Origin of the sequence: Kitasatospora sp. NPDC093679, from assembly GCF_040683455.1 — a bacterium.
In the GTDB taxonomy this organism is placed as follows: Bacteria; Actinomycetota; Actinomycetes; order Streptomycetales; family Streptomycetaceae; genus Kitasatospora; species Kitasatospora arboriphila.
The window spans coordinates 31,016-56,277 of sequence record NZ_JBFBDW010000055.1 but is presented as its reverse complement, the minus strand read 5'-3'; the positions used below and the strand labels follow the sequence as shown (position 1 = coordinate 56,277).

Annotated in this window: 23 protein-coding genes and 1 pseudogene; 15 read left to right on the top strand and 9 right to left on the bottom strand. The window is 75.2% G+C overall.

Annotated elements, in window-relative coordinates:
* Positions 1-100: 100 nt before the first annotated feature.
* A complete protein-coding gene (locus tag AB0O09_RS31920) occupies positions 101-955 on the bottom strand; it encodes an aldo/keto reductase (protein ID WP_363547805.1) in 855 nt (284 codons plus the stop codon).
* 341 nt (positions 956-1,296) lie between these two features.
* Between AB0O09_RS31920 and AB0O09_RS31915 the strand changes: the two genes are divergently transcribed.
* From AB0O09_RS31915 to AB0O09_RS31865, 11 genes are all read left to right on the top strand, one after another.
* Positions 1,297-3,162 carry an ABC transporter ATP-binding protein gene (locus AB0O09_RS31915; RefSeq protein ID WP_363547802.1) on the top strand — a complete coding sequence of 622 codons (1,866 nt, stop codon included), beginning with the start codon at positions 1,297-1,299 and terminating at the stop codon, positions 3,160-3,162.
* A complete protein-coding gene (locus AB0O09_RS31910; protein WP_363547799.1) occupies positions 3,141-4,931 on the top strand; it encodes an ABC transporter ATP-binding protein in 1,791 nt (596 codons plus the stop codon). The genes AB0O09_RS31915 and AB0O09_RS31910 overlap by 22 nt, the downstream gene beginning before the upstream one ends.
* 156 nt (positions 4,932-5,087) lie before the next feature.
* Positions 5,088-5,348 (top strand): LapA family protein, encoded by a 261-nt coding sequence (locus AB0O09_RS31905; protein ID WP_363547796.1) that lies wholly within the window; start codon positions 5,088-5,090, stop codon positions 5,346-5,348.
* A 17-nt stretch (positions 5,349-5,365) separates the two neighbouring features.
* Positions 5,366-6,094: an amino acid ABC transporter ATP-binding protein gene (locus tag AB0O09_RS31900; RefSeq protein ID WP_344621888.1), complete on the top strand. Its 729-nt coding sequence runs from the start codon at positions 5,366-5,368 to the stop codon at positions 6,092-6,094.
* Between the two features lie 9 nt (positions 6,095-6,103).
* A complete protein-coding gene (locus AB0O09_RS31895; protein ID WP_363547794.1) occupies positions 6,104-7,015 on the top strand; it encodes a glutamate ABC transporter substrate-binding protein in 912 nt (303 codons plus the stop codon).
* Positions 7,016-7,080: 65 nt separating this feature from the next.
* Positions 7,081-7,725 carry an amino acid ABC transporter permease gene (locus AB0O09_RS31890; RefSeq protein ID WP_363547791.1) on the top strand — a complete coding sequence of 215 codons (645 nt, stop codon included), beginning with the start codon at positions 7,081-7,083 and terminating at the stop codon, positions 7,723-7,725.
* On the top strand, positions 7,722-8,591 hold the full coding sequence (locus AB0O09_RS31885) for an amino acid ABC transporter permease (RefSeq protein ID WP_363547788.1): 870 nt from the start codon (positions 7,722-7,724) through the stop codon (positions 8,589-8,591). Before AB0O09_RS31890 ends, AB0O09_RS31885 begins: the two co-directional genes overlap by 4 nt.
* Positions 8,592-8,870: 279 nt before the next feature.
* Entirely contained in the window at positions 8,871-9,776 is a 906-nt protein-coding gene (locus tag AB0O09_RS31880; protein WP_363547785.1) for a LysR substrate-binding domain-containing protein, read from the top strand.
* A gap of 262 nt (positions 9,777-10,038) precedes the next feature.
* Positions 10,039-10,575 (top strand): cysteine dioxygenase family protein, encoded by a 537-nt coding sequence (locus AB0O09_RS31875; RefSeq protein WP_363547817.1) that lies wholly within the window; start codon positions 10,039-10,041, stop codon positions 10,573-10,575.
* Between the two features lie 5 nt (positions 10,576-10,580).
* On the top strand, positions 10,581-11,648 hold the full coding sequence (locus tag AB0O09_RS31870) for a putative sulfate exporter family transporter (protein ID WP_363547783.1): 1,068 nt from the start codon (positions 10,581-10,583) through the stop codon (positions 11,646-11,648).
* Between the two features lie 51 nt (positions 11,649-11,699).
* Entirely contained in the window at positions 11,700-12,383 is a 684-nt protein-coding gene (locus AB0O09_RS31865) for a spermidine synthase (protein ID WP_363547780.1), read from the top strand.
* An 18-nt stretch (positions 12,384-12,401) separates the two neighbouring features.
* On the opposite strand, the gene AB0O09_RS31860 is transcribed toward AB0O09_RS31865, so the two are convergent.
* From AB0O09_RS31860 to AB0O09_RS31850, 3 genes are all read right to left on the bottom strand, one after another.
* Positions 12,402-14,654 carry a glycosyl hydrolase family 18 protein gene (locus AB0O09_RS31860; protein ID WP_363547777.1) on the bottom strand — a complete coding sequence of 751 codons (2,253 nt, stop codon included), beginning with the start codon at positions 14,652-14,654 and terminating at the stop codon, positions 12,402-12,404.
* 326 nt (positions 14,655-14,980) lie between these two features.
* Entirely contained in the window at positions 14,981-16,996 is a 2,016-nt protein-coding gene (locus AB0O09_RS31855) for a hypothetical protein (RefSeq protein WP_363547774.1), read from the bottom strand.
* A gap of 129 nt (positions 16,997-17,125) precedes the next feature.
* Entirely contained in the window at positions 17,126-17,914 is a 789-nt protein-coding gene (locus AB0O09_RS31850; protein WP_363547772.1) for a TetR/AcrR family transcriptional regulator, read from the bottom strand.
* Between the two features lie 184 nt (positions 17,915-18,098).
* Here AB0O09_RS31850 and AB0O09_RS31845 point away from each other — a divergent pair, with 184 nt between their 5' ends.
* Positions 18,099-18,752, top strand: a complete 654-nt coding sequence (locus tag AB0O09_RS31845; protein ID WP_363547814.1) for a molybdopterin-dependent oxidoreductase — start codon at positions 18,099-18,101, stop codon at positions 18,750-18,752.
* On the top strand, positions 18,736-19,398 hold the full coding sequence (locus tag AB0O09_RS31840; RefSeq protein WP_363547769.1) for a cytochrome b/b6 domain-containing protein: 663 nt from the start codon (positions 18,736-18,738) through the stop codon (positions 19,396-19,398). The genes AB0O09_RS31845 and AB0O09_RS31840 overlap by 17 nt, the downstream gene beginning before the upstream one ends.
* Here AB0O09_RS31840 and AB0O09_RS31835 read toward each other — a convergent pair.
* Positions 19,374-19,883 carry an NUDIX domain-containing protein gene (locus AB0O09_RS31835; protein WP_363547766.1) on the bottom strand — a complete coding sequence of 170 codons (510 nt, stop codon included), beginning with the start codon at positions 19,881-19,883 and terminating at the stop codon, positions 19,374-19,376. The two genes, AB0O09_RS31840 and AB0O09_RS31835, sit on opposite strands and share 25 nt — an antisense overlap.
* Positions 19,884-20,069: 186 nt before the next feature.
* On the opposite strand from AB0O09_RS31835, the gene AB0O09_RS31830 reads away from it, so the two are divergent.
* Positions 20,070-21,296, top strand: coding sequence for a serine hydrolase domain-containing protein (locus AB0O09_RS31830; protein WP_363547811.1), 1,227 nt, complete (start codon positions 20,070-20,072; stop codon positions 21,294-21,296).
* 7 nt (positions 21,297-21,303) lie between these two features.
* Here AB0O09_RS31830 and AB0O09_RS31825 read toward each other — a convergent pair whose 3' ends face one another.
* From AB0O09_RS31825 to AB0O09_RS31810, 4 genes and pseudogenes are all read right to left on the bottom strand, one after another.
* Positions 21,304-21,855, bottom strand: a complete 552-nt coding sequence (locus AB0O09_RS31825; protein ID WP_363547764.1) for an acetylxylan esterase — start codon at positions 21,853-21,855, stop codon at positions 21,304-21,306.
* Between the two features lie 172 nt (positions 21,856-22,027).
* Positions 22,028-22,763, bottom strand: a pseudogene (locus AB0O09_RS31820) (family 31 glucosidase); the annotation flags it as partial.
* 253 nt (positions 22,764-23,016) lie between these two features.
* Positions 23,017-24,030 (bottom strand): LacI family DNA-binding transcriptional regulator, encoded by a 1,014-nt coding sequence (locus tag AB0O09_RS31815; RefSeq protein WP_363547761.1) that lies wholly within the window; start codon positions 24,028-24,030, stop codon positions 23,017-23,019.
* A 168-nt stretch (positions 24,031-24,198) separates the two neighbouring features.
* Positions 24,199-24,522, bottom strand: coding sequence for a nuclear transport factor 2 family protein (locus tag AB0O09_RS31810; protein ID WP_363547758.1), 324 nt, complete (start codon positions 24,520-24,522; stop codon positions 24,199-24,201).
* Positions 24,523-24,706: 184 nt separating this feature from the next.
* Here AB0O09_RS31810 and AB0O09_RS31805 point away from each other — a divergent pair, with 184 nt between their 5' ends.
* Positions 24,707-25,129 carry a DUF6325 family protein gene (locus AB0O09_RS31805; protein WP_363547755.1) on the top strand — a complete coding sequence of 141 codons (423 nt, stop codon included), beginning with the start codon at positions 24,707-24,709 and terminating at the stop codon, positions 25,127-25,129.
* Positions 25,130-25,262: the final 133 nt, after the last annotated feature.

The window sequence follows — 25,262 nt, the reverse complement described above, 5'->3', positions numbered from 1 at the left end:
ATCAGGGAGAACCTCGACGTGACCGGCTTCGAGCTGGACGCCGAGGACCTCGCGGCGATCGCCTCGATCGACACCGACCGCCGTACTGACCTGCACCGGCTCAGTTCCAGTCGAAGCCCTGCGGGTCCGGGCCGATCCGGCGGCCGGTGTCGATCGAGGCGATCGCCGCGAGGTCCTCGGCGTCCAGCTCGAAGCCGGTCACGTCGAGGTTCTCCCTGATCCGCGACGGGGTGACCGACTTCGGAATCGCGATGACGCCGCTCTGCAGGTGCCAGCGCAGCACCACCTGGGCCGGGGTGCGGCCGTGCTTGGCGGCCACCTTCGCCAGAGCCGGCTCGTCGAGCAGCGACTTGCCCTGGCCGAGCGGGCTCCACGCCTCAGTCGCGATGCCGTGCCGCGCGTGGAACGCCCGCAGCTCGTGCTGCGGGAAGTAGGGGTGCAGCTCGACCTGGTTGAGCACCGGGGCGACCGAGCTCTCCTGCAGCAGCACCTCCAGCTGCTGCGGACCGAAGTTCGAGACGCCGATCGACTTGGCGCGGCCGTCCGCCGCCAGCTGCTCGAAGGCCTTCCAGATGTTGCCGAAGGAGCCGTGCATCGGCCGCGGCCAGTGGATCAGGTACAGGTCGACGTGGTCGAGCCCGAGCTTGGCCAGCGAGTCGTCGAACGCGCGGAGCACGGCGTCCCGGCCCTGCTGCCCGGACCAGTCGACGGTGCCCGAGTTCCACAGCTTGGTGGTGACGAACAGCTCCTCGCGGGCCACGCCCGACTCGGCTATCGCGACGCCGGTGCCGGTCTCGTTCTCGTACACGGCCGCGGTGTCGATCGAGCGGTAGCCCGCCTCGATCGCCGCGCGGACCGCCGGCGCGGCCTCCGCGTCCGGAACCTGCCAGACGCCGAAACCGAGCTGCGGGATCACCGCGCCGTCGTTGAGCGTGACGCTGGGGATGGTGCTCACGGGAAGGGGTGCCCTCCTGGTCGTCCGATGCTTCCGAAGGCGGCCAACGGGAGCGGCGGGGAAAACATTCCCGGTGTGCGGATATTCCCTCGATCCGGTGAGACCCACCGCCGCCCTGGCCGGAATCCCGCGGGTCGCCCGGAAAACCTGTTGCGTGCGCCACACCCCGACGGGGACGCTCGGTGACCATGACGTCCTGAACCGTGTCCGGCGCCCGCACCCCCGACGGGCCCGCACCCCGCCTCCCGAAGCCCTGGTCGCGCCCGAGCGCTGGGCCCTCCGCCGTGCCCGCGACCCGGGCCGTGCGCCCGACCTGCCCGTACCACCCGTAACGGAGCGTCATGCCGCTCGCACACCTGCCGCTGGACGACCCCGGCAGACCCGACCTCTCCTCGCCGCTGGGCCTGCTGCGCTGGCTCTCCCGCGCCCAGCGGCGCGGGCAGGCCCTCGCCACCTGCTGGGGCGTCCTCGAAATGGGTTGCCAGGCGGCCCTGCCGCTGGCCCTCGGCCTCGGCATCCAGGCCGCCGTCGACGGGGACACCGCCGGCATCTGGCGGGCCGGCGGCCTCGCCGTGCTGCTCGCCGTCCTCCAGGCCACCGGCACCGTCCTGCTGCACCGCCAGGCGGTGTGGAACTGGATCACCTGCGCCGCCCAGGTCCGCCAGCTCGTCGCCCGCCAGGCCTCCCGCCTAGGTGCCGGTCTCTCCCGCCGGATCGCCACCGGCGAGGTCGTCGCCGTCAGCAGCGGCGACGTCGAGAAGATCGGCTGGTACGTCGAGCTGATGGCCCGGGTCCGCGCCGCCGCGCTGGTCTGGCTCGCCGTCAGCCTCGTCGTGCTCGTCCGCGAGCCGCTGCTCGGCACCGCCGTCCTGCTCGGCGTGCCGGTGCTCGCCGCCGCCGTCTGGCCGCTGCTCGGCCCGTTCGAACGGAGATACTCCGAGCAGCGCGCCCTCGGCGGCAAGGCCACCGAACTCGCCGCCGACACCGTCGCCGGCCTGCGCGTGCTGCGCGGCATCGGCGGCGAGGAGCTCTTCCTGGAGCGGTACCGCACCGCCTCGCAGAAGGTCCGCCGGGCCGCCGTCCGGGCCGCCCGCACCTGGTCCCTGATGCAGGCCCAGCAGGTCCTGCTGCCCGGCCTGTTCGTCGTCGGCGTCACCTGGTACGGCGCCCACCTCGCCGCGACCGGCGCGCTCGGCATCGGCGAACTCGTCGCCGTCTACGGCGCGACGGCCTTCCTCGCCGCGCCGCTGCGCATCCTCGGCGAGGCCGCGCACGCCTGGTCGGTGGCCCGGGTCTCGGCCGGCCGGGCCGCCCGCGTCCTCGCGCTCAGCCGCACCGCCCCCGGCAGCGACTTCCCGGAGAGCATCGTCCGGCCCGAACGCGGCGACCTGCACGACCCGGTCACCGGCCTGACCGCCCGGGCCGGCCGGCTCACCGCCGTGGTCTGCGGCGACCCGGACGTCGCCGGCGCGCTCGCCGCCCGGCTCGGCGGACACGTCCCGCTCGGCGAGGACGAACGGCCGCAGCCCTCCGTCCGGCTCGGCGGCGTCCCGCTGGACGGCGTGCCGCTGGCCGACGCCCGGGCCGCCGTGCTCGTCCACGACAAGGAGCCGGTGCTGCTCTCCGGCACGCTGGCCGAACTGCTGGACGTCCCCGGCGCCGGACGGGTGGACACCGCCGAGGCACTGGCCGCCGCCCGCGCCGAGGACGTGCTCGACGCCCTCGTCGACGGCTCGCCCGAGTGCGGCGGCGACCCGATGGCCGCCCGGATCACCGAGCGCGGCCGCTCGCTCTCCGGCGGCCAGCGGCAGCGGCTGGCCCTCGCCCGCTCGCTGGTCGCCGACCCGCCGGTGCTCGTCATGGACGAGCCCACCAGCGCCGTCGACGCCCACACCGAGTCGCGGATCGCGGCCGGTCTGCGCAAGGTCCGGGACGGCCGCACCACGGTGGTCTTCGCCACCAGCCCGCTGCTGCTCGACCAGGCCGACGCCGTCGTCCTCGTCCAGGACGGCCGGGTCGCCGCGACCGGCACCCACCGCGCCCTGCTCGCCGACGACGCCCGGTACCGGGCCGTCGTCACCCGCGAGGAGGACGCCGCCGGCCCCGCTCCCGCCGGCCCCGCCGCCACACGTCCCGCGCCGGACGCCGGCACCCCCGCACCGAACCAGACCGTGAAGGAGGCGGCATGCGGCTCCCCCGAGGCCTGAAGCCCCCCACCGTCCAGGAGCAGGGGCCCGCCACCATGCTCCCGGTGGCCCGCCCGGCCACCGTCCGCGCCTACGTCCGGCTGCTCGCCCGACGCCACCGCGGCGGCTTCGCCGCCGTCGTCGCCCTGCACTCGGTCGCCACCGTGGCCGGCCTGGTCGGCCCGTGGGTGCTCGGCTCGCTCGTCGAGTCGCTCTCCGCCGGCACCACCGAGGACCGCATCCTCACCGCCGTCGGCTGGTACCTCGCGGCCCTGGTCGTGCAGTCCGTGTTCACGGGACTGTCCCGGCTGCGCGGCGGCATCCTCGGCGAGGAGGTGCTGGCCGACCTGCGCGAGGACTTCCTCGTCCGGTCGGTCGCGCTGCCGCCCGGCGTCCTGGAGCGGGCCGGCACCGGCGACCTCGTCTCCCGCGGCACCACCGACGTCGACCGGCTCGCCAAGTCGGTCCGCGAGGCCGTCCCCGAGCTCGCCGTCGCCGTGGTCTCCGTGGTGCTCGTGCTCGGCGCACTGGTGCTGACCTCGCCGCTGCTCGCCGCCACCGCGGTGATCGGCCTGCCGCTGCTGCTCGCCAGCTCCCGCTGGTACTTCCGGCGCGCACCGCAGTCCTACCGCGCCGAGTCGGCCGGGTACGCGGCGGTCAACACCGTCCTCGCCGAGACGGTCGACGCCGGCCGCACCGTCGAGACGCTGCGTCTCGGCGAGCAGCGGGTCCGGCTGGCCGACCGCAAGATCGGCGAGTGGGTGGCCTGGGAGCGGTACACGCTCTGGCTGCGCTCGGTCTGGTTCCCGACCGTCGACGCGACCTACGCGCTCGCCGTGCTCGGCACGCTCACCCTCGGCGGGGTGTTCACCGTCCAGGGCTGGATCGACGTCGGCCGGCTCACCGCCGGCGTGCTCTACGCGCAGGCGCTCGTCCACCCGGTCGACCTCATCCTGCGCTGGTACGACGAGCTGCAGATCGGGCAGGCGTCGCTGGCCCGCCTGGTCGGCGTCCGCGAGGTGGAGGACCCGGACACCGACGGGACGCTCAGCCCCGACGGCCGGCGGGTGCGGGCCGAGGAGGTCCGCTTCGGCTACCGCGAGGGCGCCGACGTGCTGCACGGCATCAGCCTGGACGTCGCACCGGGCAGCCGGGTCGCCCTGGTCGGCCCGTCCGGCGCCGGCAAGTCCACGCTCGGACGGCTGCTCGCCGGCATCTACGCACCGGGCCGCGGCCGGGTCACCCTCGGCGGCGCCGCCCTGGCGGAGATGCCCGCCGAGCGGGTCCGGGCCGAGGTCGCCCTGGTCAACCAGGAGCACCACGTGTTCGTCGGCACGCTCCGGGACAATCTGCGGCTCGCCCGGCCGGGCGCCGACGACACCGAGCTGCGGGCCGCGCTCGCCGCCGTCGACGCCGAGGACTGGGCCGACGCGCTGCCCGAGGGCCTGGACACCGAGGTCGGCTCGGGCGGCACCGCGCTCACCCCGGCACAGGCCCAGCAACTGGCGCTCGCCCGGCTCGTCCTCGCCGACCCGCACACCCTGGTGCTGGACGAGGCGACCTCGCTGCTCGACCCGCGGGCCGCCCGCCACCTGGAGCGCTCGCTCTCCCGGGTGCTGGAGGGCCGCACCGTGATCGCCATCGCGCACCGCCTGCACACCGCGCACGACGCCGACGTGATCGCGGTGGTCGAGCAGGGCCGGATCAGCGAGTACGGCAGCCACTCCGAGCTGGTCGCGGCCGGCGGGCCGTACGCGGCGCTCTGGCGCTCCTGGCGGGACGAGCGCTGAGCACGTCCGACCCGGCCGCTGAGCACGTCCGACCCGGCCGGTGGGCGCGTCCGACCCGGCCGGTGAGGAGCGCGGAGCAACCGGCATTGCGCCGCCCGGGTCGTACCGGGCGGCGCGATACCGGCAAACCGGTACGGAACGGAGCAGACTGATGGTGTGACCAAGACTTCGGGTGGTTCCCCGGGCGGCCCGTCCGGCGGCGGGCCGCGCGGCGAGATCGCGGGAGTGCCCACCAGATGGATCGCCGGCGGGGTGATCGCGGTACTGGCGATCTGGTTCCTGTTCGCCAACCTCGACGACGTGCAGATCCGGTTCTGGGTGTTCACGGTGACCGCACCGCTGTGGATCGCCCTGCTCGGCACCGTGCTCGTCGGCGGCGCGGCCGGCTGGTTGCTCAGGGGGCGTCGCACCAGGTGAGCACCGCCCGCCCGCCGCTGATCGAACTCGCCGGGGTGAACAAGCACTTCGGCGAGCTCCACGTGCTGCAGGACATCGACCTGGTCGTCGGCCGGGGCGAGGTCGTGGTGGTGATCGGCCCCTCCGGCTCCGGCAAGTCCACCCTCTGCCGGGCGATCAACCGGCTGGAGACCGTGGAGAGCGGCCGGATCAGCATCGACGGCCGTCCGATGCCGCAGGAGGGCCGGGCGCTGGCCGCGCTGCGCGCCGAGGTCGGCATGGTCTTCCAGTCCTTCAACCTCTTCGCGCACCGGACGGTGCTGGACAACGTCACCCTCGCGCAGACCAAGGTCCGCCGGCGCTCCCGCGCGGACGCCGAGCGGCGCGGCCTCGACCTGCTGGACCGGGTCGGCCTCGCCGCACTCGCCGACCGCTACCCGGCGCAGCTCTCCGGCGGCCAGCAGCAGCGGGTGGCCATCGCCCGCGCCCTCGCCATGGACCCGAAGGCGCTGCTCTTCGACGAGCCGACCTCCGCCCTCGACCCGGAGACGATCACCGAGGTGCTGGACGTCATGCGCGGCCTCGCCCGGGACGGGATGACCATGGTCGTGGTCACCCACGAGATGGGCTTCGCCCGCGCCTCCGCCGACCGCGTGGTCTTCATGGCCGACGGCCGCATCGTGGAGGACCGCCCGCCGGAGGAGTTCTTCGCCGCCCCGCGCAGCGCCCGGGCCCGGGACTTCCTCGCCAAGATCCTCCAGCACTGAGGCGGCCGAGTGAAGCGACCCGCCCGCACGGCCGCCGCCCTCCTGCTCGCCGTCCTCGCCCCGCTCGCCGCCACCGCCGCCTGCGGCAGGCCCGGCACCCCGCCGCCCAAGGGCCCGCAGCCCGGCGCCCTGCCGCACTACCCCGTCCGGGACGCCTCCGACGTGCAGGGCTCGCCGACCCTGGACGCCGCCCGCCGCCGCGGCCACCTGGTCGTCGGCGCCAAGGAGGACCAGCCCTACCTCGGCCAGAAGGACCCGGCCACCGGCGCCTACTCCGGCTTCGACATCGAGATCGCCCGGATGGTCGCCGCGGACCTCGGCTTCGCCCCGGAGGACGTGGAGTTCCGCACCGTGGCCTCCGCCAACCGCGAGACCGCCCTGCAGAACGGCCGGGTCGACTACTACGTCGGCACCTACACCATCAACGACCGGCGCAAGAAGCTGGTCGGCTTCGCCGGCCCGTACTTCGTCGCCGGGCAGAGCCTGCTGGTGCGCCGCGGCGACCACAGCATCCACGGCCCCGAGGACCTGGCCGGGCGCAAGGTCTGCTCCGCGGCCGGCTCCACCCCCTACCAGCGGATCGCAAAGGAGTACCCGAAGGCCGAGCTCGTCGCCTACGACACCTACTCGGCCTGCGTGGACAACCTGATCTCCGCCCAGGTCGCCGCCGTCACCACGGACAACGCGATCCTCCAGGGGTACGCGGCCAAGGCGCCCGACGAGATGAAGGTGGTCGGCGCGCCCTTCTCCGAGGAGCCCTACGGGATCGGCACGCCCAAGGGCGACACCGTCCTGCGCGGTGCGATCGACGACGCCCTCGCCCGGCACGAAGGGAACGGCGACTGGCGCAAGGCCTACGACGCCACCCTCGGCCTGTCCGGCGTGCCCGCCCCCGCCCCGCCCCCGATCGACCGCTACTGACCGGCGGCCCGCCCCGCCACCGGCCGGCCGCCACCGCCCCACTGCCCCCCCGGAGGGACGCCCGCATGAAAGTGCTGATCGACAACTGGTCCACCTACTGGCACGGCTTCCTCGGCACCCTGGCGCTCACCGGGGTCAGTGCCGCCCTGGCGCTCGCCGCCGGCGTGCTGGTCGCGGCCTTCCGGGTGTCGCCGGTGCGGCCGCTGCGGGCCTTCGGCACCGGCTGGGTGACGGTGCTGCGCAACACCCCGCTGACCCTGCTCTTCTTCGTGGTCGTCCTCGGCCTGCCGCGGTTCGGCGTCGTGCTGCCGTTCTTCACCTTCGCCGTGCTGGCGCTCGGCTGCTACACCTCCGCCTTCGTCTGCGAGGCGTTCCGCTCCGGCATCAACACCGTGCCGGCCGGGCAGGGGGAGGCCGCCCGCAGCCTGGGCCTGACGTTCGGCCAGACGCTCGGCCTGGTGGTGCTGCCGCAGGCGTACCGGGCGGTCGTCGCCCCGCTCGGCAGCGTGATGATCGCCCTGGCGAAGAACACCGCGATCGCCGGCTCGTTCAGCGTCGTCGAACTGCTCGGCACCTACCGCACCGTCAACGAACTCGGCTACAGCGTGATCTGGGCCTTCGTCTGGATCGCGGTCGGCTACCTGCTGCTCACCCTGGCGATCAGCGCGCTGTTCGGCGTACTGGAACGGCGCGCGGCGGTGAGCCGGTGAGCACCGAGGCCTCCGCGCTCTACGACGCCCCCGGCCCACGGGCCCTCGCCCGGCACCGGCTGTACGGCCTGCTCGCCGCCCTGGCCCTCGCGGCCCTGCTCGGCCGGCTGGTCGTCGAACTCTTCGACACCCACCAGTTCACCGCCGAGAAGTGGACGGCCTTCCAGTACCGCGGCATCCAGGAACTCCTCCTGCGCGGGCTCGCCAACACCCTGAAGGCCTTCGGCTGGACGGTGCTGCTCGCACTGCCGTTCGCGGCGCTGTTCGCGGCCGGGCGGCTCTCCGAGCACACCGCGGTGCGGCGGATCAGCGGGGCGGTGGTCGAGTTCTTCCGGGCGATGCCGCTGCTGGTGATGATCTTCTTCATCTTCGTGGCGCTGAAGGCCGACCCGCTCCAGGCACTGGTCGCCGGACTCGTCCTCTACAACGGCTCGGTGCTGGCCGAGGTGCTGCGCGCCGGCGTGCTCGCCGTACCCGCCGGCCAACGGGAGGCCGGGTACGCGCTCGGCATGCGCAAGACCCAGGTGATGGCGTACGTCCTGGTGCCGCAGGCGAACCGGGCGATGCTGCCCAGCATCATCAGCCAGCTGGTGGTGGCGCTGAAGGACACCTCGCTCGGCTTCCTGATCACCTACGAGGAGTTCCTGCACGCGGGCAAGCTGATCGCCACCAACCTCGACTACGGCCTGCCGTTCATCCCGGTGGTGATGGTCGTCGCCCCGGTCTACATCGGCCTCTGCCTCCTGCTGTCCTGGCTCGCCCGGACCGTCGAACGGCACGGCCGCCGCAGCCCGAAGCTGCGCGGCGGGGCACCGGTCGCCCCGGCCGAAGCCGTGACCGGCCTACCCCCGGACGCCCAGGGCTAGGGCGATCACCTCAGGGGCGCGGGGAACTGCGTAGCCCGGGGGTGGTGTGCGGGCGCTGATTCAGGCTTGCCGTTGGTTCGTAAGGTGGGCTGCGTCCGAGTTGCGCAGTTCCCCGCGCCCCCGGGTGGTGTCACCTGGTGGGAGACGCGTACGGTGAGCGGTCCGCGGCCGGATGTCCAGGGGAGGGCCCCACACGCCCGGGGGTGCAGGGAGCGCTTACGGTGACCGCGAGCTGACGGTGCGTCGTCCGGGGACCCAACCTCCGCTTATGATTCGTCGGTGTTCGATTCACGGCACATCAGGACCTTCCACCAGGTGGTCGTCTCCGGTTCGTACTCGGCGGCGGCCCGCACGCTGGGCTACACCCAGCCGGCGATCACCCAGCAGATGAAGGCGCTGGAGCGCTCCGTCGGCGTGCCGCTGTTCACCCGGGCGGGCCGCGGCCTCCGGCTCACCGAGGCGGGCGAGGCGCTGGCCCGGCACGCGGAGACGATCCTCGACAGTCTCGCCTCCGCCCAGCAGCAGCTCGGCGCACTCGCCCGGCTGCGCGCCGGGAAGGTCAGGGTGTGCGCCTTCCCGAGCGCCAACGCGACCCTCATTCCGGAGACGATGGCCCGGCTGCTCGCCGACCACCCCGGCATCCGGGTGGAGCTGCTGGAGGCCGAGCCGCCCGACTCCGTGGAGCGGCTGCTGCGCGGTGAGTGCGACATCGCGCTGGCCTTCCAGTACCCAAACCTGCCGGTGGAGGTCCCGCCCGAGGTGGTCGAGACGCCGCTGCTGGAGGACCAGCTCACCGTGCTGCTGCCGGTCGGCCACGCGCTGGCCCGCCGGAGCGCCGTCCGGCTCGCCGACCTCGCGGAGGAGCGCTGGATCGCCGGCTGCCCGCGCTGCCGCGCCAACCTGCTGCAGATCTGCGCGGAGCAGGGCTGGACCCCGGACATCGTCTTCACCACCGACGACAACCTCGCCGTGCAGAGCCTCGTCGCCGCGGGCGTGGGGATCGCGCTGATGCCCGCCCTGGTGCTGTCCTTCCTGTGCCACGCCAAGGTCACCGGCCGCCTGGTCGAGCCGCACCACCGCCGCCGGGTGCTCGCCTACGCCCTGCGCGAGCACCTGCGGATGCCGGCCACCGCGCTGGTGCTGGACGAACTCCGCCGCGCCGCCGCCGCCCGGGCCGGCTGCTGACCGACCCGCCCGGGGCCGCCGACCCATAAGCGGGAGTTGGCGATCCCTCAACAGACTGTCGTTGGACGTGATGGGTCGTCGCGCCGACCCTGCTGCCATGGCCACCGCCGCGAAAACCGCCGCCGTCCCCGCCGCCACCCCGGCCGGCACGGCCGCCCCCGCCGCCGCCCGCACCGCTCCCACTGCCGTCCCCGTCCAGGCCGCCGCCCCCCTTGCCGACGCCACCGGCCGGCTCGCCGCCACCAGCCCGGCCACCCCGCGGATGCAGCAGCTGATCGCCGACATCCGTGCCGCCGTCGGACGCGGCCTCGACCCCGACACCACCGCCCAGCTGGTCGCCGACCGCCTCGCCCCGCACCTCGGCCCCGACGACCTGCTCACCCCCGAGCAGCGCCTCGGCGACCCCGACCGCTACCGGCAGCACCTGGTGCACGCGGAGGCCGACGGCTCCTTCTCCGTCGTCGCCCTGGTCTGGCTGCCCGGCCAGCAGACCCCGATCCACGACCACGTGGCCTGGTGCGTGGCCGGCGTCCACCGCGGCCAGGAGAGCGAACTGCGCTACCGGCTCGTCCCCGACGGCCCGGTCGCTCGGCTGGAGTTCACCGAGGCCGCCGTCAGCCCGCAGGGCTCGGTCGCCGCCTTCGCCCCGCCCGGCGACATCCACCTCGTCCGCAACCCCGGCCCCAGCACCGCGCTGTCCATCCACGTCTACGGCGCCGACATCTCCCGGCTCACCACCAGCATCCGCCGCACCTACCACCTGCCCGCCGGGCCCGGCCCGGCCACCGGCGGAAGGTGAGCTTGATGGCCCTCACCCTGCGCACCACGGCCGGGCCCACCGCACCGCCGCTGCTCCACCGCACCGGCCCCGGCCTGCTCCTCGCCTGCCTCGGCACGGCCGCCGCCTGGGCGGTGCACGCCGCCGTGCCCGCCGTCCCGCGACTGACCGCCGCCGTGGTGCTCGGCATCGCGGCCGCCCATCTGCCGGGCCTGCGCCCGATCGTCCGCGGTCCGGCCCGCCCCGGGCTGTCGCTGGCCGGCCGCCGGCTGATGCGCGCCGGCATCGTGCTGCTCGGACTCGCCCTCGGCCTCGACGACCTGCTCGGCCTGGGCTGGGCCACCGTCGCCATGGTGCTCGCCGTGGTCGCCGCGACCTTCGCCGGCACCGTCTGGCTGGGCCGCCGCCTCGGCCTGCCCGGCGACCAGCCGCTGCTGGTCGCCACCGGCTACTCGATCTGCGGGGCCTCCGCGATCGGCGCGGTCGCCGAGACCGCGGGCAGCGACGAGGAGGACGTCGCGGCGTCCGTCGCCCTGGTCACCCTCTGCGGCACCCTGGCCATCGCCGTCCTGCCGCTGCTCCACCATCCGCTCGGGCTCGACGCGCCCGGCTTCGGCCGCTGGGTCGGCGCGAGCGTCCACGACGTCGGCCAGGTGGTCGCGACCGCGCAGACCGCCGGGCCGGTGGCGCTGCGGGAGGCGGTCGTCGTCAAGCTGATGCGGGTGCTGCTGCTCGCCCCGCTGGTCGCCGGCACCGCCCTCGCCCTGGCCCGCCGTGCCCGGCCGTCCGGCGTGGCAACGGCCCCCGGCGGCAAGGGGAGCGCCGGTGCCCGGCGGCCCTCCCCGGTGCCGCTGTTCGTGGCCGGGTTCCTGCTCGCCGTCGCCGTCCGCTCCACCGGACTGCTGCCCGAGGCGGCCCTGAACCTCGCCCAGGACGGCCGTGAACTCCTGCTCGCCGCAGCCCTGTTCGGCCTCGGCAGTGCGGTCGACCTGCCCGCCCTGCTGCGCACCGGCGGCCGGATCGCGCTGCTCGGCCTCGGCTCCTGGGCGGTGGTCGCCGGGGTGTCCTATATCGGTGTCCTGCTGACCCGCTGAGCGGTTAGAGTCGGTCGCGTCCGACCTGTCCGACCCCCGAGGTGCGCAGCGATGAACCGCCCGCCCGTCCGCGAAGACGCCGCCCCCGTCACCCTCGACCGGCGGGAGGGCCCGTACGGCGAGGTGGTGCTCCGCCGCCGCGGCGAGCACCTGGAGATCATCGCCAACGGCTGCTTCCTGATGGACACCGCGGACGGCCGCTCCGAACGGCTGCTGGTGCAGGCCGCGTTGGACGCGCTCGCCGCACCCCGGCCGGCCGTGCTGATCGGCGGGCTCGGCGTGGGCTTCTCGCTGGTGCACGCGGTGGCCGAGCCCCGCTGGGGCCGGATCGCGGTGGCGGAGCGGGAGGCGGCCGTCATCGACTGGCACCGCACCGGCCCGCTCGGCGCGTTCTCCGCCGGGGCCCTGGACGATCCGCGGGTCAGCGTGCTGCACACCGACCTGGTGGCGCACCTGGCCGGCGGCGGCGAGGCGTACGACGCGCTCTGCCTCGACATCGACAACGGCCCGGACTGGACGGTGGACGAGGCCAACGACGGGCTGTACGGCCCGGCCGGCCTGGCCGCCGCGCATCGCCGGCTCAACCCCGGCGGCGTCCTGGCGGTGTGGAGCGCCCGGCCCTCCGCCGCCTTCGAACAGGCGTTGCGCAGGGCCGGGTTCGCGGAGGTGCACACCCTGGAGGTGGCGGTCGCGCGCGGCGTGCCGGATGCGGTGCACCTGGCACGCCGCGCGTGAATCCCTCGGAGGCGACGGCTACTTGAGGCCGTTGTCCACCGCGGTCATCAGCTCACCGCTCGTGGTGTCGCCGTCGAAGGACCAGATCATGGCCCCCGCCAGCCCCTGCGCCTTGATCCAGGCGGTCTTGCGGGCGATCTCCGTCGGGTCGTCGTAGGTGTAGAGGACGTTCCCGTTGTAGAGGTAGGCGAAGCCCGCCACCGGGTCCCGGTAGATCGTGTAACCGCCGCTCGCGGCCATGTCCTTGAGCTTGTGGTAGTCCTCGTAGCCGGCCTCGTAGGTGCCGGGGGCGGCGCCGGTCGAGGTCTGGAACAGGCCGTTGGTGGTGCCGCGTGGCACGCCCTGCCAGCCGCGTCCGTAGAACGGGATGCCGAGGGTGAGCTTGCTCTTCGGCGCCCCGCCGGAGACGTAGGCGTTGATGGCGATCTCGGAGCTGAACCGCTGGTTCGCCGGGCTCGGGTCGCCCGCCGGCAGGGTCAGCGCCGACTGCTGGTTGGTGGTGGTCTCCCAGGCGCCGTGGTAGTCGTAGCCCTGGATCGTGGCGAAGTCGAACGCCCCGAACAGGCCCGGGACGTCGATGCCCGCGGAGATCTTCGCCGGGTCGGCGGGCAGGAAGGCGCTCAGCGTGTAGTGCTTGCCGGTGGTGGCGCCCAGTGCGTCCAGCTGGCGGCGGAACTCCTGGGCCAGCAGGGTGTAGTTGGCCTTGTCGGCGGGCTTGTAGATGTTGCCGAGGTGGCCGTCCGAGTTCGGCCACTCCCAGTCGAGGTCGATGCCGTCGAAGATGCCGGCTGCGGAGCCGGCGCCGCCGCGGCCGTCGATCACCGGCAGGTTGCCCTTGATGTACATGTCGATGCAGGAGCTCACCAGCGCCTTGCGGGAGGCGTCGGTGGCGGCCGCGTCGGAGAACCACTTGCTGTACGACCAGCCGCCGATGGAGATCTGGATCTTCAGGTTCGGGTGCTTGGCCTTCAGCTGCTTGAGCTGGTTGAAGTTGCCCGCCAGCGGCTGGTCCCAGGTGTCCGTGGTGCCGGCCACGGAGTTGCCCGCGTCCCAGCCCTTCCCGAAGTCGGCCCAGGCGTCACCGGCGCCGTCGCCCGCGTTCGGGTCGGAGTCGTTGCCGGCCGCCTTGTTGGTGATGAAGCACTGCTTGGTGGTCGGGTGGATGTTGGCGAAGGCGTAGTTGAGCGTGGTGAGCTTCGCCGCGCTGCCCGAGGTCTCCAGCTGCTTCACGCTGTAGCCGCGGGAGTAGATCGACCACTGGGTGAAGTAGCCGATCTTCATGGTGCCGCCGCCCCCGCCGCCGGTCCGGGTGCGGGCGGTGACCGGGCCGGAGGCGGCCGAGGCGTTGCCCGCCGCGTCCCGGGCCTTCACGGTGAAGGTGTACGAGGTGTCCGCGGCCAGCCCGCCGACGGTGGCCGAGGTGCCGGTGACGGTCGCGGCGATCGTGCCGCCGTTGTACACGTCGTAGGCGACCACGCCGACGTTGTCGGTGGAGGCGCCCCAGGTCAGCGAGACCGAGCTGGACGTGGTGCCGGTGACGGTCGGTGTGCCGGGAGCTGTCGGCGGCTGCGGGTCGGTCGTGGTCGGGACGGTGACGGTCACCGGCCCGGCCGCGGCGGAGCGGTTGCCCGCCGCGTCGAAGGCGACCACGGTGAAGCCGTGCGCACCCGCGGACAGCCCGGTGACGGTGGCCGAGGTGCCCGTCACGGTGGCCCGCTTGGTGCTGCCCTCCAGCACGTCGTAGCCGGCCACCCCGACGTTGTCGGTGGAGGCCGTCCAGGACAGCGCCGCGCCGTTGCTGCCGCTCGGCGTCCCGGTCAGGTTGCCCGGCACGGTCGGCGGAGCGGTGTCGCCGCCCCCGCCGCCGCACGGCGCGCCGTTGAGCTTGCAGTTGGCGAGCGGCACGTAGGCACCCGAGTAGGCGATGTTGAAGCCGAAGTTGTACGAGCCGCCGGCCGGGATGCTCGGCTGCCAGCTCGGGTTCTTCACCGTCACGTGCGAGGACGCCACCGTGTAGGTCGCGTTCCACAGCGAGGAGACCGTGTTGTTGGCGGGCAGGTCGAACTCGAGCGTCCAGCCGTTGACGGCGCTGGTGCCGCCGTTGGTGATGGTGTAGCTGCCGCCGTACCCGGTGCCCCAGTCCTGGTCCTTGGTGAAGGTGGCGGTGGCGCCCGCGGCATGGGCCGCGGTGGCGGGCAGGGCGACCGCGACGAGCGGTGCGAGCAGGGTCCCCGCGGCGATCAGCGGGAGGCGGTACCGACGTTTGCGCATGGGTGAGAGCTCCTGTCCGGGAGCACGCCGGACCGCGTACGGCCCAGGGCTCCGCTACCTGTGGGGGAGGTGCCAGGTGCAGGGCTCCGGACGCGCGGGCGCGGCGGAGCCGGGTCCTCGGGCCGTCGGGTTGCCGCGGAGGTCCTGTCCAGGAGGTTAGGGAGGGTGCGGCCGCTGCGCAATAGGTCTGGACCATGCGGTGTCGCCGGGTGATGACGCTCCGTCACTCGGCGGGCGGTGGTGGGAGGTCCGGGTGCGGAAACGGCCGACGGCCGGGCGGGTGGGAGACCACCTGCCCGGCCGTCGGCCGTGCACCGCTGACCCGGTCAGCCGAAGGGGCTGTACGACGGGGGCTCCTCGGGCGCCGGCGGCGCGGCGGGAGCGGCCGGCGCCGAGGGCGCGGGCGGGGCGAAGGGGTTGAAGTCCGGCGGGGGGACGCGTACCGGGGTGCCCTTGCCCGGAGCGGGCGGAGCCTCCTGTGCGGCCGGCTCGGCGGCGGCGGGGGCCGGTGCCGGCGGGGCGAAGGGGTTGAAGTCCGGCGGGGGGACGCGTACCGGGGTGCCCTTGCCCGGAGCGGGCGGAGCCGCGGCCGGAGCGGCCGGTGCCGGGGCGGGCGCCGCAGGGGCGGCAGCCGCCGGAGCCGGCCGCGAGGTCACCGTGCCGAACGGGTCCTGCGGCTCGTTGGTGACCACCGTGCCGAACGGGTCCGCCTTCGCCGGCGCCGCCGGAGCGGGGGCCGCTGCCACGGGGGCCGGTGCCGGCGCGGCGGGAGCGGCCTGGGCCGAGGGCGCGGGCGGGGCGAAGGGGTTGAAGTCCGGCGGGGGGACGCGCACCGGGGTGCCCTTGCCCGCGCCCGGGGCCTGGCCCCCGACCTGGGCGGCCGCCGTCTCGGCCGGGGCCGCGGCGGCTGCCGGGGCGGGGGCCGGTGCCGGCGGGGCGAAGGGGTTGAAGTCCGGCGGGGGCACCCGGACGGGCGTGCCCTTCGGCCGCTCCGGGGCGGGTGCGGGCGCCACCTCCGCGACCGAGGCGAGGACGGGCTCGGCCGCGACCGGCGCGGGCGGCACCGGCGCCGGGGCGGGAACGGGCTCGGCGGTGGGTGCGGGCACCACCGGCGGGGCCGGGGGCATCGGCGGCACGGCCGGCGGCTGCTCGAAGACGGCCTGCGGCAGCGTCGGGGCGGTGACGGACGGCTCGGCGGGCACCGGAGGAGCAGGCACCGGAGGCGCGGGAGGCGCAGGCGGTGCGGGCGCGCCGGCGACCGGCTCCGCGACCGGCTGCGGCCGGGCCGCGCCGACGCCGTCCCAGCCGAGCTGCACGCTCTGCAGGACGTCCGCGAAGACGCCCGCGTACAGCTCCCAGTCCTCGGCCTGGACGGTGCCGAGCTGCAGGACCAGGGTGGTGGCGCCGTCCGGCAGCGGGAGCACCGCCTGGGCCACGGAGCTGACGGCCCATCGGCGCCGGCCGTCGGCGGTCAGCTCGGCGGGCACCGGGGAGGTGCGCGGCTCGACCAGCAGCGCGGCGGGGCCGGCCGGCAGCAGGACCGTCCACACCTCGGCGTGCGGCCGTGCGTCGGCCAGCCGGACGGCCAGCTGGTCGGCCGGTCCGCTGTGCCGATGGAGCGAGACGGTGAGCGAGGCGTGGCTCGTCCGGCCCTCGGCGGCGAGCGCGCAGAGCCCGGCGAAGACCACCCCGGCCGCGGCCGCCTCGCCGGCCAGCGAGGCGGCGATCACCGACCAGTCGCGGCGCGCGGCCGGACCGGCGCCGGCGAACAGCTCCTCCGCGACCTCGGCCAGGTGGGCGGCGACCGAGGCGCCGTCGCCGCGGGCGGTCAGCGGGTGGAAGACCGGCGGCACCACGAGGCGCACCTCGGTGCCGGAACCGGTCGACAGCTCCTCGGGTGCGCGGGTGGGCCGCTCGGAGGCGAGTGCGGCCAGGGCGGCCGTGAACGGCGGGCGGAGCTTGACGTCGCCGGGCTCCGGCACCACCGGCAGCCGGAAGGCGCCCGGGACGGCGTCGCCCGCCGCTGCGTCGACCGCGACCCCGCGGACCTCGCCGGCGCCGAAGCGGGCGGCCAGTGCGGCCGTCGCGCCGGCGGCGGACCCGGTGCCGCGGGCCGTGCCGCCCTCGACCACCGTGCCGAGCCCACGGACCGTCAGCACACCGGGCCCGCCCGGGGCGATCCGCAGGCCGAACAGGGCGTCGGCGGACGGGTGGTCGTCGCGCCGGAAGGCCGTCAGCGACCCGGCTGCGTAGTGGGTGGCCCGTTCGTCCAACAGCGCCTCGGCCAGTACGTCCAGTGTCGCGGCGATCCGCTCCGCGCCGGCGAAGCCGTCCAAAGTCATGCGCCGAGCCCCCCTCGTTCCCGGTGGAAAATCTGTCCACTTTCTATCAGACCGGGCCGACGCCGCGGTGACCCCCGAGGCCCACCGGCCGTCCGTCCCCGCCCTGTTGCGGCCGGTCCCGCGGTGCGGTCAGGCCCCCGACGCCAGGTGCCCGAGGGCGTCGGCGATGCCGTCGACGGCGAGCAGGCCGGCGAGGTCGCGGACGAGTCCGGCGCACGGGCCGTCCGGGCGCTCCTCGGCGAAGAAGGCGGCGAACTCCACGGCGAGTGCGGGTTCGCGGGAGGCGGTGACGGCCAGCGCCGCGACCAGCTCCTGCACCAGCTGGAGCTGCAACTCCTCGCGGGGGACGGCCCGTTCGCCCAGCCAGTCGAGGGAGCTGATCTCCGCGTTGGCGATCCAGGCGCGGACGGTGCGGCGCACCCCAGGGCTCGCCTTCGGCAGCGCCAGGTGCAGCAGGATCTGCTCCTGCGCGGCCCGCCGCACCTCGTCGATCACCGCGTTGGTGCCCGGACTGGCGGCGACCGAGCCGCCGCGCAGCAGGGCGGCGAAGCCGGGGCCGTGGCTGTCCACGAAGTCCAGGTAGCGGCCCATGACCCGCAGCAGCCGCTCGGACAGCGGCCCGTCGGCGGGCTCCTCGAAGCGGGCGGTGAGCTCCTGCCCGGCCCGGCGCAGCGACTCCTCGTAGATCGCCTGCTTGCCGGGGAAGTAGTGGTACACCAGCGGCCGGGAGGCGCCGGCCGCCGCGGCGATGTCGTCGATCGACACCTCCTCCGGCGGGCGCCGGCTGAACAGCTCCAGCGCCACCGCGATCAACTGCTCCCGCCGCTCGTCGACGCTGAGCCGGCGCCGGGGCGCCTTGTCGGCACGGCTGGGCTGATCCTCCGACCGGGGCGCCGTCGAGGGCGTACGGGAAACCATGGCGCCACCCTATCCAGCCCGGACCGTCGGATGATCACTCGATCATGGGATTCCCGCCGGGTGGCGGAGGTGACGAAAGTCTGACGTCCGCCGGTAGCCCCTGGTCGGCGGGCCCGGCGGGTGGTCGAATCGAGGGGTGAACGAATCCAGCGGTACGCCGGTCGGGCGGCGGGTGGTGCTCGGCATGCTGGGCCTCGGGGCGGCGGGCGTCGCCGCGGGCCCGCACCTGCAGCGCGTCGTCGAGGCGGTCACCAGCCGCGACCCGACGGGCCTGAGCGACCTGGTGCCGGGCGGCGGCGGGTTCCGCTACTACTCGGTCGTCGCCTCGGTGCCCGGGCGCACGGCCGCCGACTACGAGCTGCGGATCGACGGCCTGGTCGACCGACCGGCCACGCTGCGGCTCGCCGACCTCGAGGCGCTGCCGCAGACCCGGATCGTCCACGACGTACAGTGCGTCACCGGCTGGCGGGTGCCGGCGACCCCGTTCGAGGGGGTGCGCCTCAGCCTGCTGCTGGAGCGGGCCGGTGTCCGCGACGGCGCCGCCGCCGTGCGGTTCAGCTGCTTCGACGGCGCGTACAGCGAGAGCCTCACCCTCGACCAGGCGCGCCGCGACGACGTGCTGGTCGCGCTGCGCATGCAGGACCGCCCGCTCGGCCACGCGCACGGCGGCCCGGTGCGGCTGTACGTCGCGCCGATGTACTTCTACAAGTCGGCCAAGTGGCTCTCCGGCATCACGGTGACCCCGGAGGTGCGCCCCGGCTACTGGGAGCGCCTCGGCTACGACGTCGACGCCTGGGTCGGCCGCTCCAACGGACGCGACGATGCACCCACCGGCTGACCCCGGGCGCGCCGCCCGTCCCGCCGCCCGGGTGGCCCGCTTCGCCCACGCCGAGCGGCTGGTGCACCGGGCCACCGCCGGCCTGCTGCTGACCTGCCTGGCCACCGCGCTGATGCTCTACTACCCGCCGCTGTCGGAGCTGGTCGGCCGCCGCCGGCTGGTCGTCGTGGTGCACGAGTGGTGCGGCCTGCTGCTGCCCGTCCCGCTGCTGCTCGGCCTCGCCTCCCGGGCGCTGCGCGCCGACCTGGCCCGGCTGAACCGGTTCACCGCGGCCGACCGGCGCTGGCTGCGGGCCGTCCGCCGCCGCTCCCACGACCGCCCGGCCGGCAAGTTCAACGCCGGGCAGAAGCTGTACGCGGCGTGGATCGCCGGTGCGGTGCTGGTGATGCTCGGCACCGGGCTGCTGATGTGGTTCACGCACCTGGCGCCGCTGGTGTGGCGCACCGGGGCGACCTTCGTCCACGACTGGCTGGCGGTCGCCGTGGGGGTGGTGGTGGGCGGCCACGTCTGGATGGCGGTGCGCGACCCGGAGGCCCGGCGCGGCATGCGCACCGGGCTGGTCGACCGGCGCTGGGCCGCCCGCGAGCACCCCGAGTGGGACCTCGGCGACGAGCGGGCCGCTCAGGACGGACGGGACTCCAGGTAGCGCCGGTACGCCTCCCGGCCGTCGGCCACGAAGTCCCACTCGGCGAGCCGCTCGGCGAGCTCCTCCTCGGTCAGCCAGCCGTGCCAGGCCACCTCCTCGACCTGCGGGGAGACCGGGCCGGCCCAGCGGGCCTCGTGCATGTCGCAGAACCAGGACAGCCCGTCCTGCTCGAACAGGAAGCGGAACAGCGGCACCGGCTCGATCCCGCGCACCCCGAGCTCCTCCTCGGCCTCCCGGACGGCCGCCTCGGCGTACGACTCCCCGGAGCCGACGACCCCGCCGACGAAGCAGTCGTAGGCGCCGGGGGCGAACAGCTTGGTGTCCGTGCGGCGGTGCACGAAGATCCGGTCCTGCGGGTCGCGGACCAGGACGAACACGCAGCGGTGGGTGAGGCCGTCCCGGTACGCCTCGGCGCGGGTCGCGGTGCCGACCACCTCGTCCCGGGCGTCCACCACGTCGAGCAGTTCTTCGGCGGGATTCGTCATGCTCGGGACACTACCGCCGGACGGGGCCGCGCCGCGGGCGGTGCGGGCGCTCCCGGCGGTCCGGCTCCCGCGCGGCCCGGCACCCCGGCGGCACCGGTAGGACCGTCCGACTATCGTTCCAACCGGAGACGTGGGCGAGGAAGCGACCGGACGCACGGGCGAGGAACGGCGGGGAACGTGACAGCGGTGGAGATCTGGGGCGAGACGGCGGAGGGCTTCGAACCCGTCCGCGAGGCCTTCGCCCGCAACTTCCGCGAGTACGGCGAACTCGGCGCGGCCTTCGCGCTCTACCTGGACGGCCGCAAGGTGGTCGACCTGTGGGGCGGCGACGCCAGGCCCGAGGTCGGCGGGCGACCCGCCCCCGCCGTGCCGTGGACCGCCGACACCGCCCAGGTGCTGCGCTCCGTCACCAAGGGGCTCACCGCCGCCACCGCCCTGCACCTCGTCCAGCAGGGCCTGCTCGACCTGGACGCCCCGGTCGTCTCCTACTGGCCCGAGTTCGCCGCCGCCGGCAAGGAGCGGATCCCCGTCCGCTGGCTGCTCTCGCACCAGGCCGGACTGCCCGTCCTGGACGTGCCGCTGCGCCTGGAGGACCTGCTGACCTGGGAGCCGGCCGCCGCCGCCGTCGCCTCCCAGGCCCCCGCCTGGGAGCCGGGCACGGCCCACGGCTACCACCCGTACACCTTCGGCTGGCTGGTCGGCGAGATCGTGCGGCGGGTCAGCGGCCGCAGCATCGGCCACTACCTGGCCGAGGAGATCGCCCAGCCGCTCGGCCTCGACCTGTGGATCGGCCTGCCCGCGGGCGCGGCGCCGCGGGTCGGCCGGCTGGTCGACCTGCCCGCGCCCGAGGCCGCGCACACCGGCCCGAGCGGCATGAAGGTCCGCCCCAAGGCCTCCGTCGTCCGGGCCTACCAGGACCGCACCTCGCTGACCGCCCGGGCGTTCGGCGCGGTGCTCGCCGCCGTCGACCTGAACGACCCCGCGGTGCAGGCCGCCGAGGTGCCCGGCGCCGGCGGCATCGGCACCGCGCGGTCGGTGGCCCGGTTCTACGCCTCGCTGATCGGCGCCGCCGACCGGCACGGCGGGGCGCCCGGCGAGCGGCTGCCCGCACTGTTCGGCCCCGAGGTGCTGAAGGAGGCGATGGGCCCCGCGGTCAGCGGCCCGGACAAGGTGCTGATCGTCAACACCACCTTCGGCCACGGCTTCTTCCGGCACGCCGCCACCTCCCCGATGGCCACGCCGGCGAGCTTCGGCCACCCCGGCCGCGGCGGCTCGCTCGGCTTCGCCGACCCCGAGCTCGGCATCGGCTTCGGCTACGTCACCAACGGCATGCAGCCCGGCGTGACCGGCGACATCCGCTCCCGCAGCCTGATGACCGCCGTCCGGGCCTGCCTGGCGGGCCGGACGGGCTGACCGGCCGTCAGTTCGTCGCGCCCAGGCCCTGTTCGCACAGCCACTCCAGCTGGCGCCGCTGCTGGGAGGCCCGCCTGCCGGTGTGGTCGCCGAATCGCCACACCTCGATCGCGGCCGGGCCGCCGTAGCGGTGGTAGGTGGCGAAGACCGTGGACGGCGGGCAGACCGGGTCCATCAGCGCCGCGCTGAACAGCGCGGGCGCGGTGGCCCGCGGCGCCAGGTGCAGGCCGTCCACGTACGCGAGGGCGGCGAAGACCTGCTCGACGGCGTCCCGGCGGTGCAGGCCGAGGTACTCGGCGACCACCGGCAGCGGCCCGCGGGCGCCGCGCGGCAGCAGCAGCCAGCCGGCGACCGGCTTGCCGCCGTAGCCGGGGAAGCGCACGTCGTGCACCTCGGCGCCGCGCAGCAGGCTGTCGCCGACCGGGGTGACCGAGGCCGGGCCGCCGTGCGCCCGGGCCTCGGCGAGCGTGTCGTCCCAGAAGGGGTCCAGGTCGGCGGGGGCGGCCGGCTCCGGGCGGTAGCGCAGCAGGTCCTCGTAGGGCAGGTCGGTCAGCGGCACGGGTTCTCCCTCCGGTTCGGGTGCCGTCGGCTCCTGCCGCGGAGCCGACGGGCGGTCAGATCAGGCCGCGCCGGGCGGCCCAGACCGCGGCCTGCAGCGGGGTGCGCACCCCGATCCGGTCGCAGAGCACCCGGATCCGGCGGCGCAGCGTCCGGCTGGAGGTGGACAGCCGGCGGGCGACGGAGAGCAGCTCCTCCTGGGTGCGGTAGCGCAGCTTGCACTGCCAGAACCCGATGGCCCACGACGGGAGTTCGGGGGAGTGGCCGGTGGCGTCGGCGTACCGGGCCAGGGTCTCGGCCGGCCGCCCGGCGGTGATCCAGTAGTCGAACTGGCGGGCGCTGTCCGCGACCCAGCGGGTGCCGTTGACGGCCAGCTCCACCCGGCCGACCGCCGGGTCGTTCCACAGCAGCAGGTAGCCGCGGTCCGAGAGCAGCACCGGGATCGACACCTCGGCGTTGCGCTGCACCAGGTCGATCGTGGCGCCCTTCTGGTCGAGCAGCCCGTGCCGGTGCTGACCGAGGCCGAACAGCTTCTCGCCGTCGTACGCGGCGAAGCGCTGCTCCGGCCGGTGGTGGCCGTTGCCGGTCGGCGTGTAGAGCCGGGCGCCGGGCCACCAGAAGTGCGCGGGCCGCTCGGAGAGCAGTTCGCTGCCGTCGGCCCGCAGGAAGCGGACGATCCCGCGCTCCGTGACCTCGGCGGTGATCGCGCCGTTGACGACCCGCCCGACGCGCCCTCGGTCTTCACCGCGGCCTGCGGCGCGGCCGGCGGGCGCTCGCCGAGCGCCCCGGCAGGTCGGGCCGCAGCCGCCCGCCGCGCACCGCCCGCACCCGGATCGCGTCCGGGCCCCAGGGCTCCACCCGCAGGGTCTCCAGGTGGCCGTGCCACTCCAGGGCGCCGTCGTGCTCGCGCAGCACACCGGGGCCTCGGGCTTCTCCGGCGGGGGGATGGGCAGGTGGTGGTTCACGGGACGGCTCCTGGGGGTTGCGCGCGGCAGCGCGGGGCGCGCCGGCGCGGGCTGCGCCCCGGCGTGCGGATCGACGGGGGTACGGGCGCGTGCGGGTGCGCCCGGCTCCCGGGGATCGGCGATGCGCGCGAGCGGCCGGGTGGAGCGGGCGGAGCGGGTGGTGCGGGGGATCGGACGAGGGGACGGCCGGCGGTGCGTCAGTCGGTCCGCGGGGCGGGACCGCTGGACTCCCGCACGGTGAGGGCGGGGCGCAGCAGGGTCAGCCCGGAGGTGTCCTCACCGCCGGCCTGGGCCATCAGCAGCTCGACCGCGCGCCGGCCCATCTCCTGTGCGGGGATGGAGACCGAGGTGAGCTGCGGGGCGGAGTGCAGGGCCACCTCGTCGGGGCAGACCGCGACGACGGAGACGTCCTCCGGCACGGCCCGTCCGGACTGCCGGAGCTGGCTGAGCAGGTGCGGCAGCGCCGCCTCGTTCTGCACCACGAAGCCCGTGGTGTTCGGCCGCTCCTGCAGGATCCGCGAGAGCGTCCCGCTGGCCGCCTCGTGGCCGGCCCCGCAGGGGCGGTGCAGGAAGCCCAGGCCACGGGCGGCCGCCTGCTGCCGGAAGCCGGCCAGGGTGCGCTCGGCGAACCCGGTGTGCCGGCGGTAGACCGACTCGGCGGCCCCGATCAGGGCCACCTCGCGGTGGCCGAGGTCGGCGAGGTGGTCGGCGGCCAGCGCGCCGGTGGCCTCGAAGTCGAGGTCGACGCAGGTGAGCCCGGCCGGGTCGGCGGGCAGGCCGATCAGCGCGGCCGCCGCCCCGGTCTGCCGCAGCAGCGGGATCCGCTCGTCCTCGAGTTCGACGTCCATGAGGATCATCGCGTCGGCCAGCCCGCTGGCGGCGACGCGCTTCACCGCGGACGGGCCCTCCTCGCTGGTCAGCAGCAGCACGTCGTGGCCGAACCGGCGGGCGGTGGTGGTGATCGCGATGGCGATCTCCATCATCACCGGCACGAACATGTCGGTGCGCAGCGGGATCATCAGGGCGATCACGTTGGAGCGGTTGCTGGCCAGCGCCCGGGCCCCCGCGTGCGGGTGGTAGCCGAGCTCGGCGATGCTGCGCTCCACCCGCAGCCGGGTGTCCTGCGAGATGGACCGCTTGCCGCTGATGACGTACGAGACCGTGCTCGGGGACACTCCGGCGTGCCGGGCGACCTGGGCGAGCGTGACCATCTGGTGCTCCGTCTCGCGACACGGCCGGGCGCCGCTGGTGAAGCGCTTCGACGACGTCTGCTGTGCGGCTTGATGCTGTCCTGCCCGGAGAGCTTAGAGAGGCAGATGGACTGTGTCCAGGCCCGGTGTCGAAGCGCTTCACCACCTGTGCCGGGCGGGCTGCGGAGCCTACGCCTGGCCGGTCTCGAAACGACTGATCCGCTCCCCGTCCACGGTGAACCGCCACGCGGTGCGCATCTCGCCCCAGGTGTCGTTGCGGTAGTTGGCGATCAGGGCGAGGCCGCCGTTCTTCTCCGTCTGGACGTCCATGTGGCCCCGGGAGGAGAAGATCTCCCGCTCCGCCCAGGCCGCCAGCGGGCGGTCCGAGCCGTCGTCGGACATCGTGGCGTCCGGGGTCAGCACGTCGAAGAACGCCTTCGGGTCGCCCCCGTTGATCGCGGTGACCAGGGCGCGAACGGCGGGATTGGACAGCTTGGCGGCGGGGATCGTCATGGTCGGGGCCTCCTCGTCCCGGATGCACGGCACGGTGCCGTGCTTCCCAGAGACCACGGGGCCCGGCCGCCCGCCAGCGGCGTGCGCCGTCCGCGCCCCGCCTCCGCGGCACCGGGCCCGGGCTGTGCTTTGATCCGCATCCGGGGGTCACCGCGGGGAACCGCCGACGGAAGGAGTGCCCTGGATGGGGCCGGCCGAACTGATCGTCCTGACGTTCCCGCAGGAGGCCATCACCGCCGAGAGCGCCCGCGCCCTCGCCGCCCTGCGGACGGCCGGGGACATCCGGGTGGTCGACGCCCTGGTGGTCACCCGCCGCGCCGACGGCACCGTCGAGTACGCGGAGGTCGGCGAGGTGGAGCACCTGCAGGGGGTGGTCGCGGCCGGCGGGCACGAGCTGCCGCTGATCGGACCGGCCGACGCGCAGGAGGCGGCCGCCCTGCTCGCCCCGGGCAGCGTCGCCGTGGTGGTGCTGATCGAGCACCTGTGGGCGCGGAGTGCGGCGGCCGCGCTCGGTGCGGTCGGCGGGCGGATCGCCTCCGGCGTGCGGATCCCGCCGGAGCGGATCGAGGAGGCCGTCCGCGCGGCACGGGCCCGCAGCGGGCGGTGAGGACGATCAGGGGCCCCACGCGCCCCTGGTTCGCCCCCGGGTGGTCACCTCCCGCGCTGCCGGGTGGGGCCGAATTCTCCGTACACGTGTGCCGGGGGCTCTGGTCGCGGGGCTCCGGGTCCGCTACGGTGGG

What these genes read in the sequence shown, in the direction of transcription:
- AB0O09_RS31850 (WP_363547772.1), bottom strand. Translation starts at nt 17,914, where the DNA reads ATGGTTTCCCGTACGCCCTCGACGGCGCCCCGGTCGGAGGATCAGCCC.
- AB0O09_RS31870 (WP_363547783.1), top strand. Translation starts at nt 10,581, where the DNA reads ATGGCCCTCACCCTGCGCACCACGGCCGGGCCCACCGCACCGCCGCTG.
- AB0O09_RS31855 (WP_363547774.1), bottom strand. Translation starts at nt 16,996, where the DNA reads ATGACTTTGGACGGCTTCGCCGGCGCGGAGCGGATCGCCGCGACACTG.
- AB0O09_RS31890 (WP_363547791.1), top strand. Translation starts at nt 7,081, where the DNA reads ATGAAAGTGCTGATCGACAACTGGTCCACCTACTGGCACGGCTTCCTC.
- AB0O09_RS31865 (WP_363547780.1), top strand. Translation starts at nt 11,700, where the DNA reads ATGAACCGCCCGCCCGTCCGCGAAGACGCCGCCCCCGTCACCCTCGAC.
- AB0O09_RS31910 (WP_363547799.1), top strand. Translation starts at nt 3,141, where the DNA reads ATGCGGCTCCCCCGAGGCCTGAAGCCCCCCACCGTCCAGGAGCAGGGG.
- AB0O09_RS31875 (WP_363547817.1), top strand. Translation starts at nt 10,039, where the DNA reads ATGCAGCAGCTGATCGCCGACATCCGTGCCGCCGTCGGACGCGGCCTC.
- AB0O09_RS31845 (WP_363547814.1), top strand. Translation starts at nt 18,099, where the DNA reads ATGCTGGGCCTCGGGGCGGCGGGCGTCGCCGCGGGCCCGCACCTGCAG.
- AB0O09_RS31815 (WP_363547761.1), bottom strand. Translation starts at nt 24,030, where the DNA reads ATGGTCACGCTCGCCCAGGTCGCCCGGCACGCCGGAGTGTCCCCGAGC.
- AB0O09_RS31840 (WP_363547769.1), top strand. Translation starts at nt 18,736, where the DNA reads ATGCACCCACCGGCTGACCCCGGGCGCGCCGCCCGTCCCGCCGCCCGG.
- AB0O09_RS31810 (WP_363547758.1), bottom strand. Translation starts at nt 24,522, where the DNA reads ATGACGATCCCCGCCGCCAAGCTGTCCAATCCCGCCGTTCGCGCCCTG.
- AB0O09_RS31805 (WP_363547755.1), top strand. Translation starts at nt 24,707, where the DNA reads ATGGGGCCGGCCGAACTGATCGTCCTGACGTTCCCGCAGGAGGCCATC.
- AB0O09_RS31915 (WP_363547802.1), top strand. Translation starts at nt 1,297, where the DNA reads ATGCCGCTCGCACACCTGCCGCTGGACGACCCCGGCAGACCCGACCTC.
- AB0O09_RS31860 (WP_363547777.1), bottom strand. Translation starts at nt 14,654, where the DNA reads ATGCGCAAACGTCGGTACCGCCTCCCGCTGATCGCCGCGGGGACCCTG.
- AB0O09_RS31835 (WP_363547766.1), bottom strand. Translation starts at nt 19,883, where the DNA reads ATGACGAATCCCGCCGAAGAACTGCTCGACGTGGTGGACGCCCGGGAC.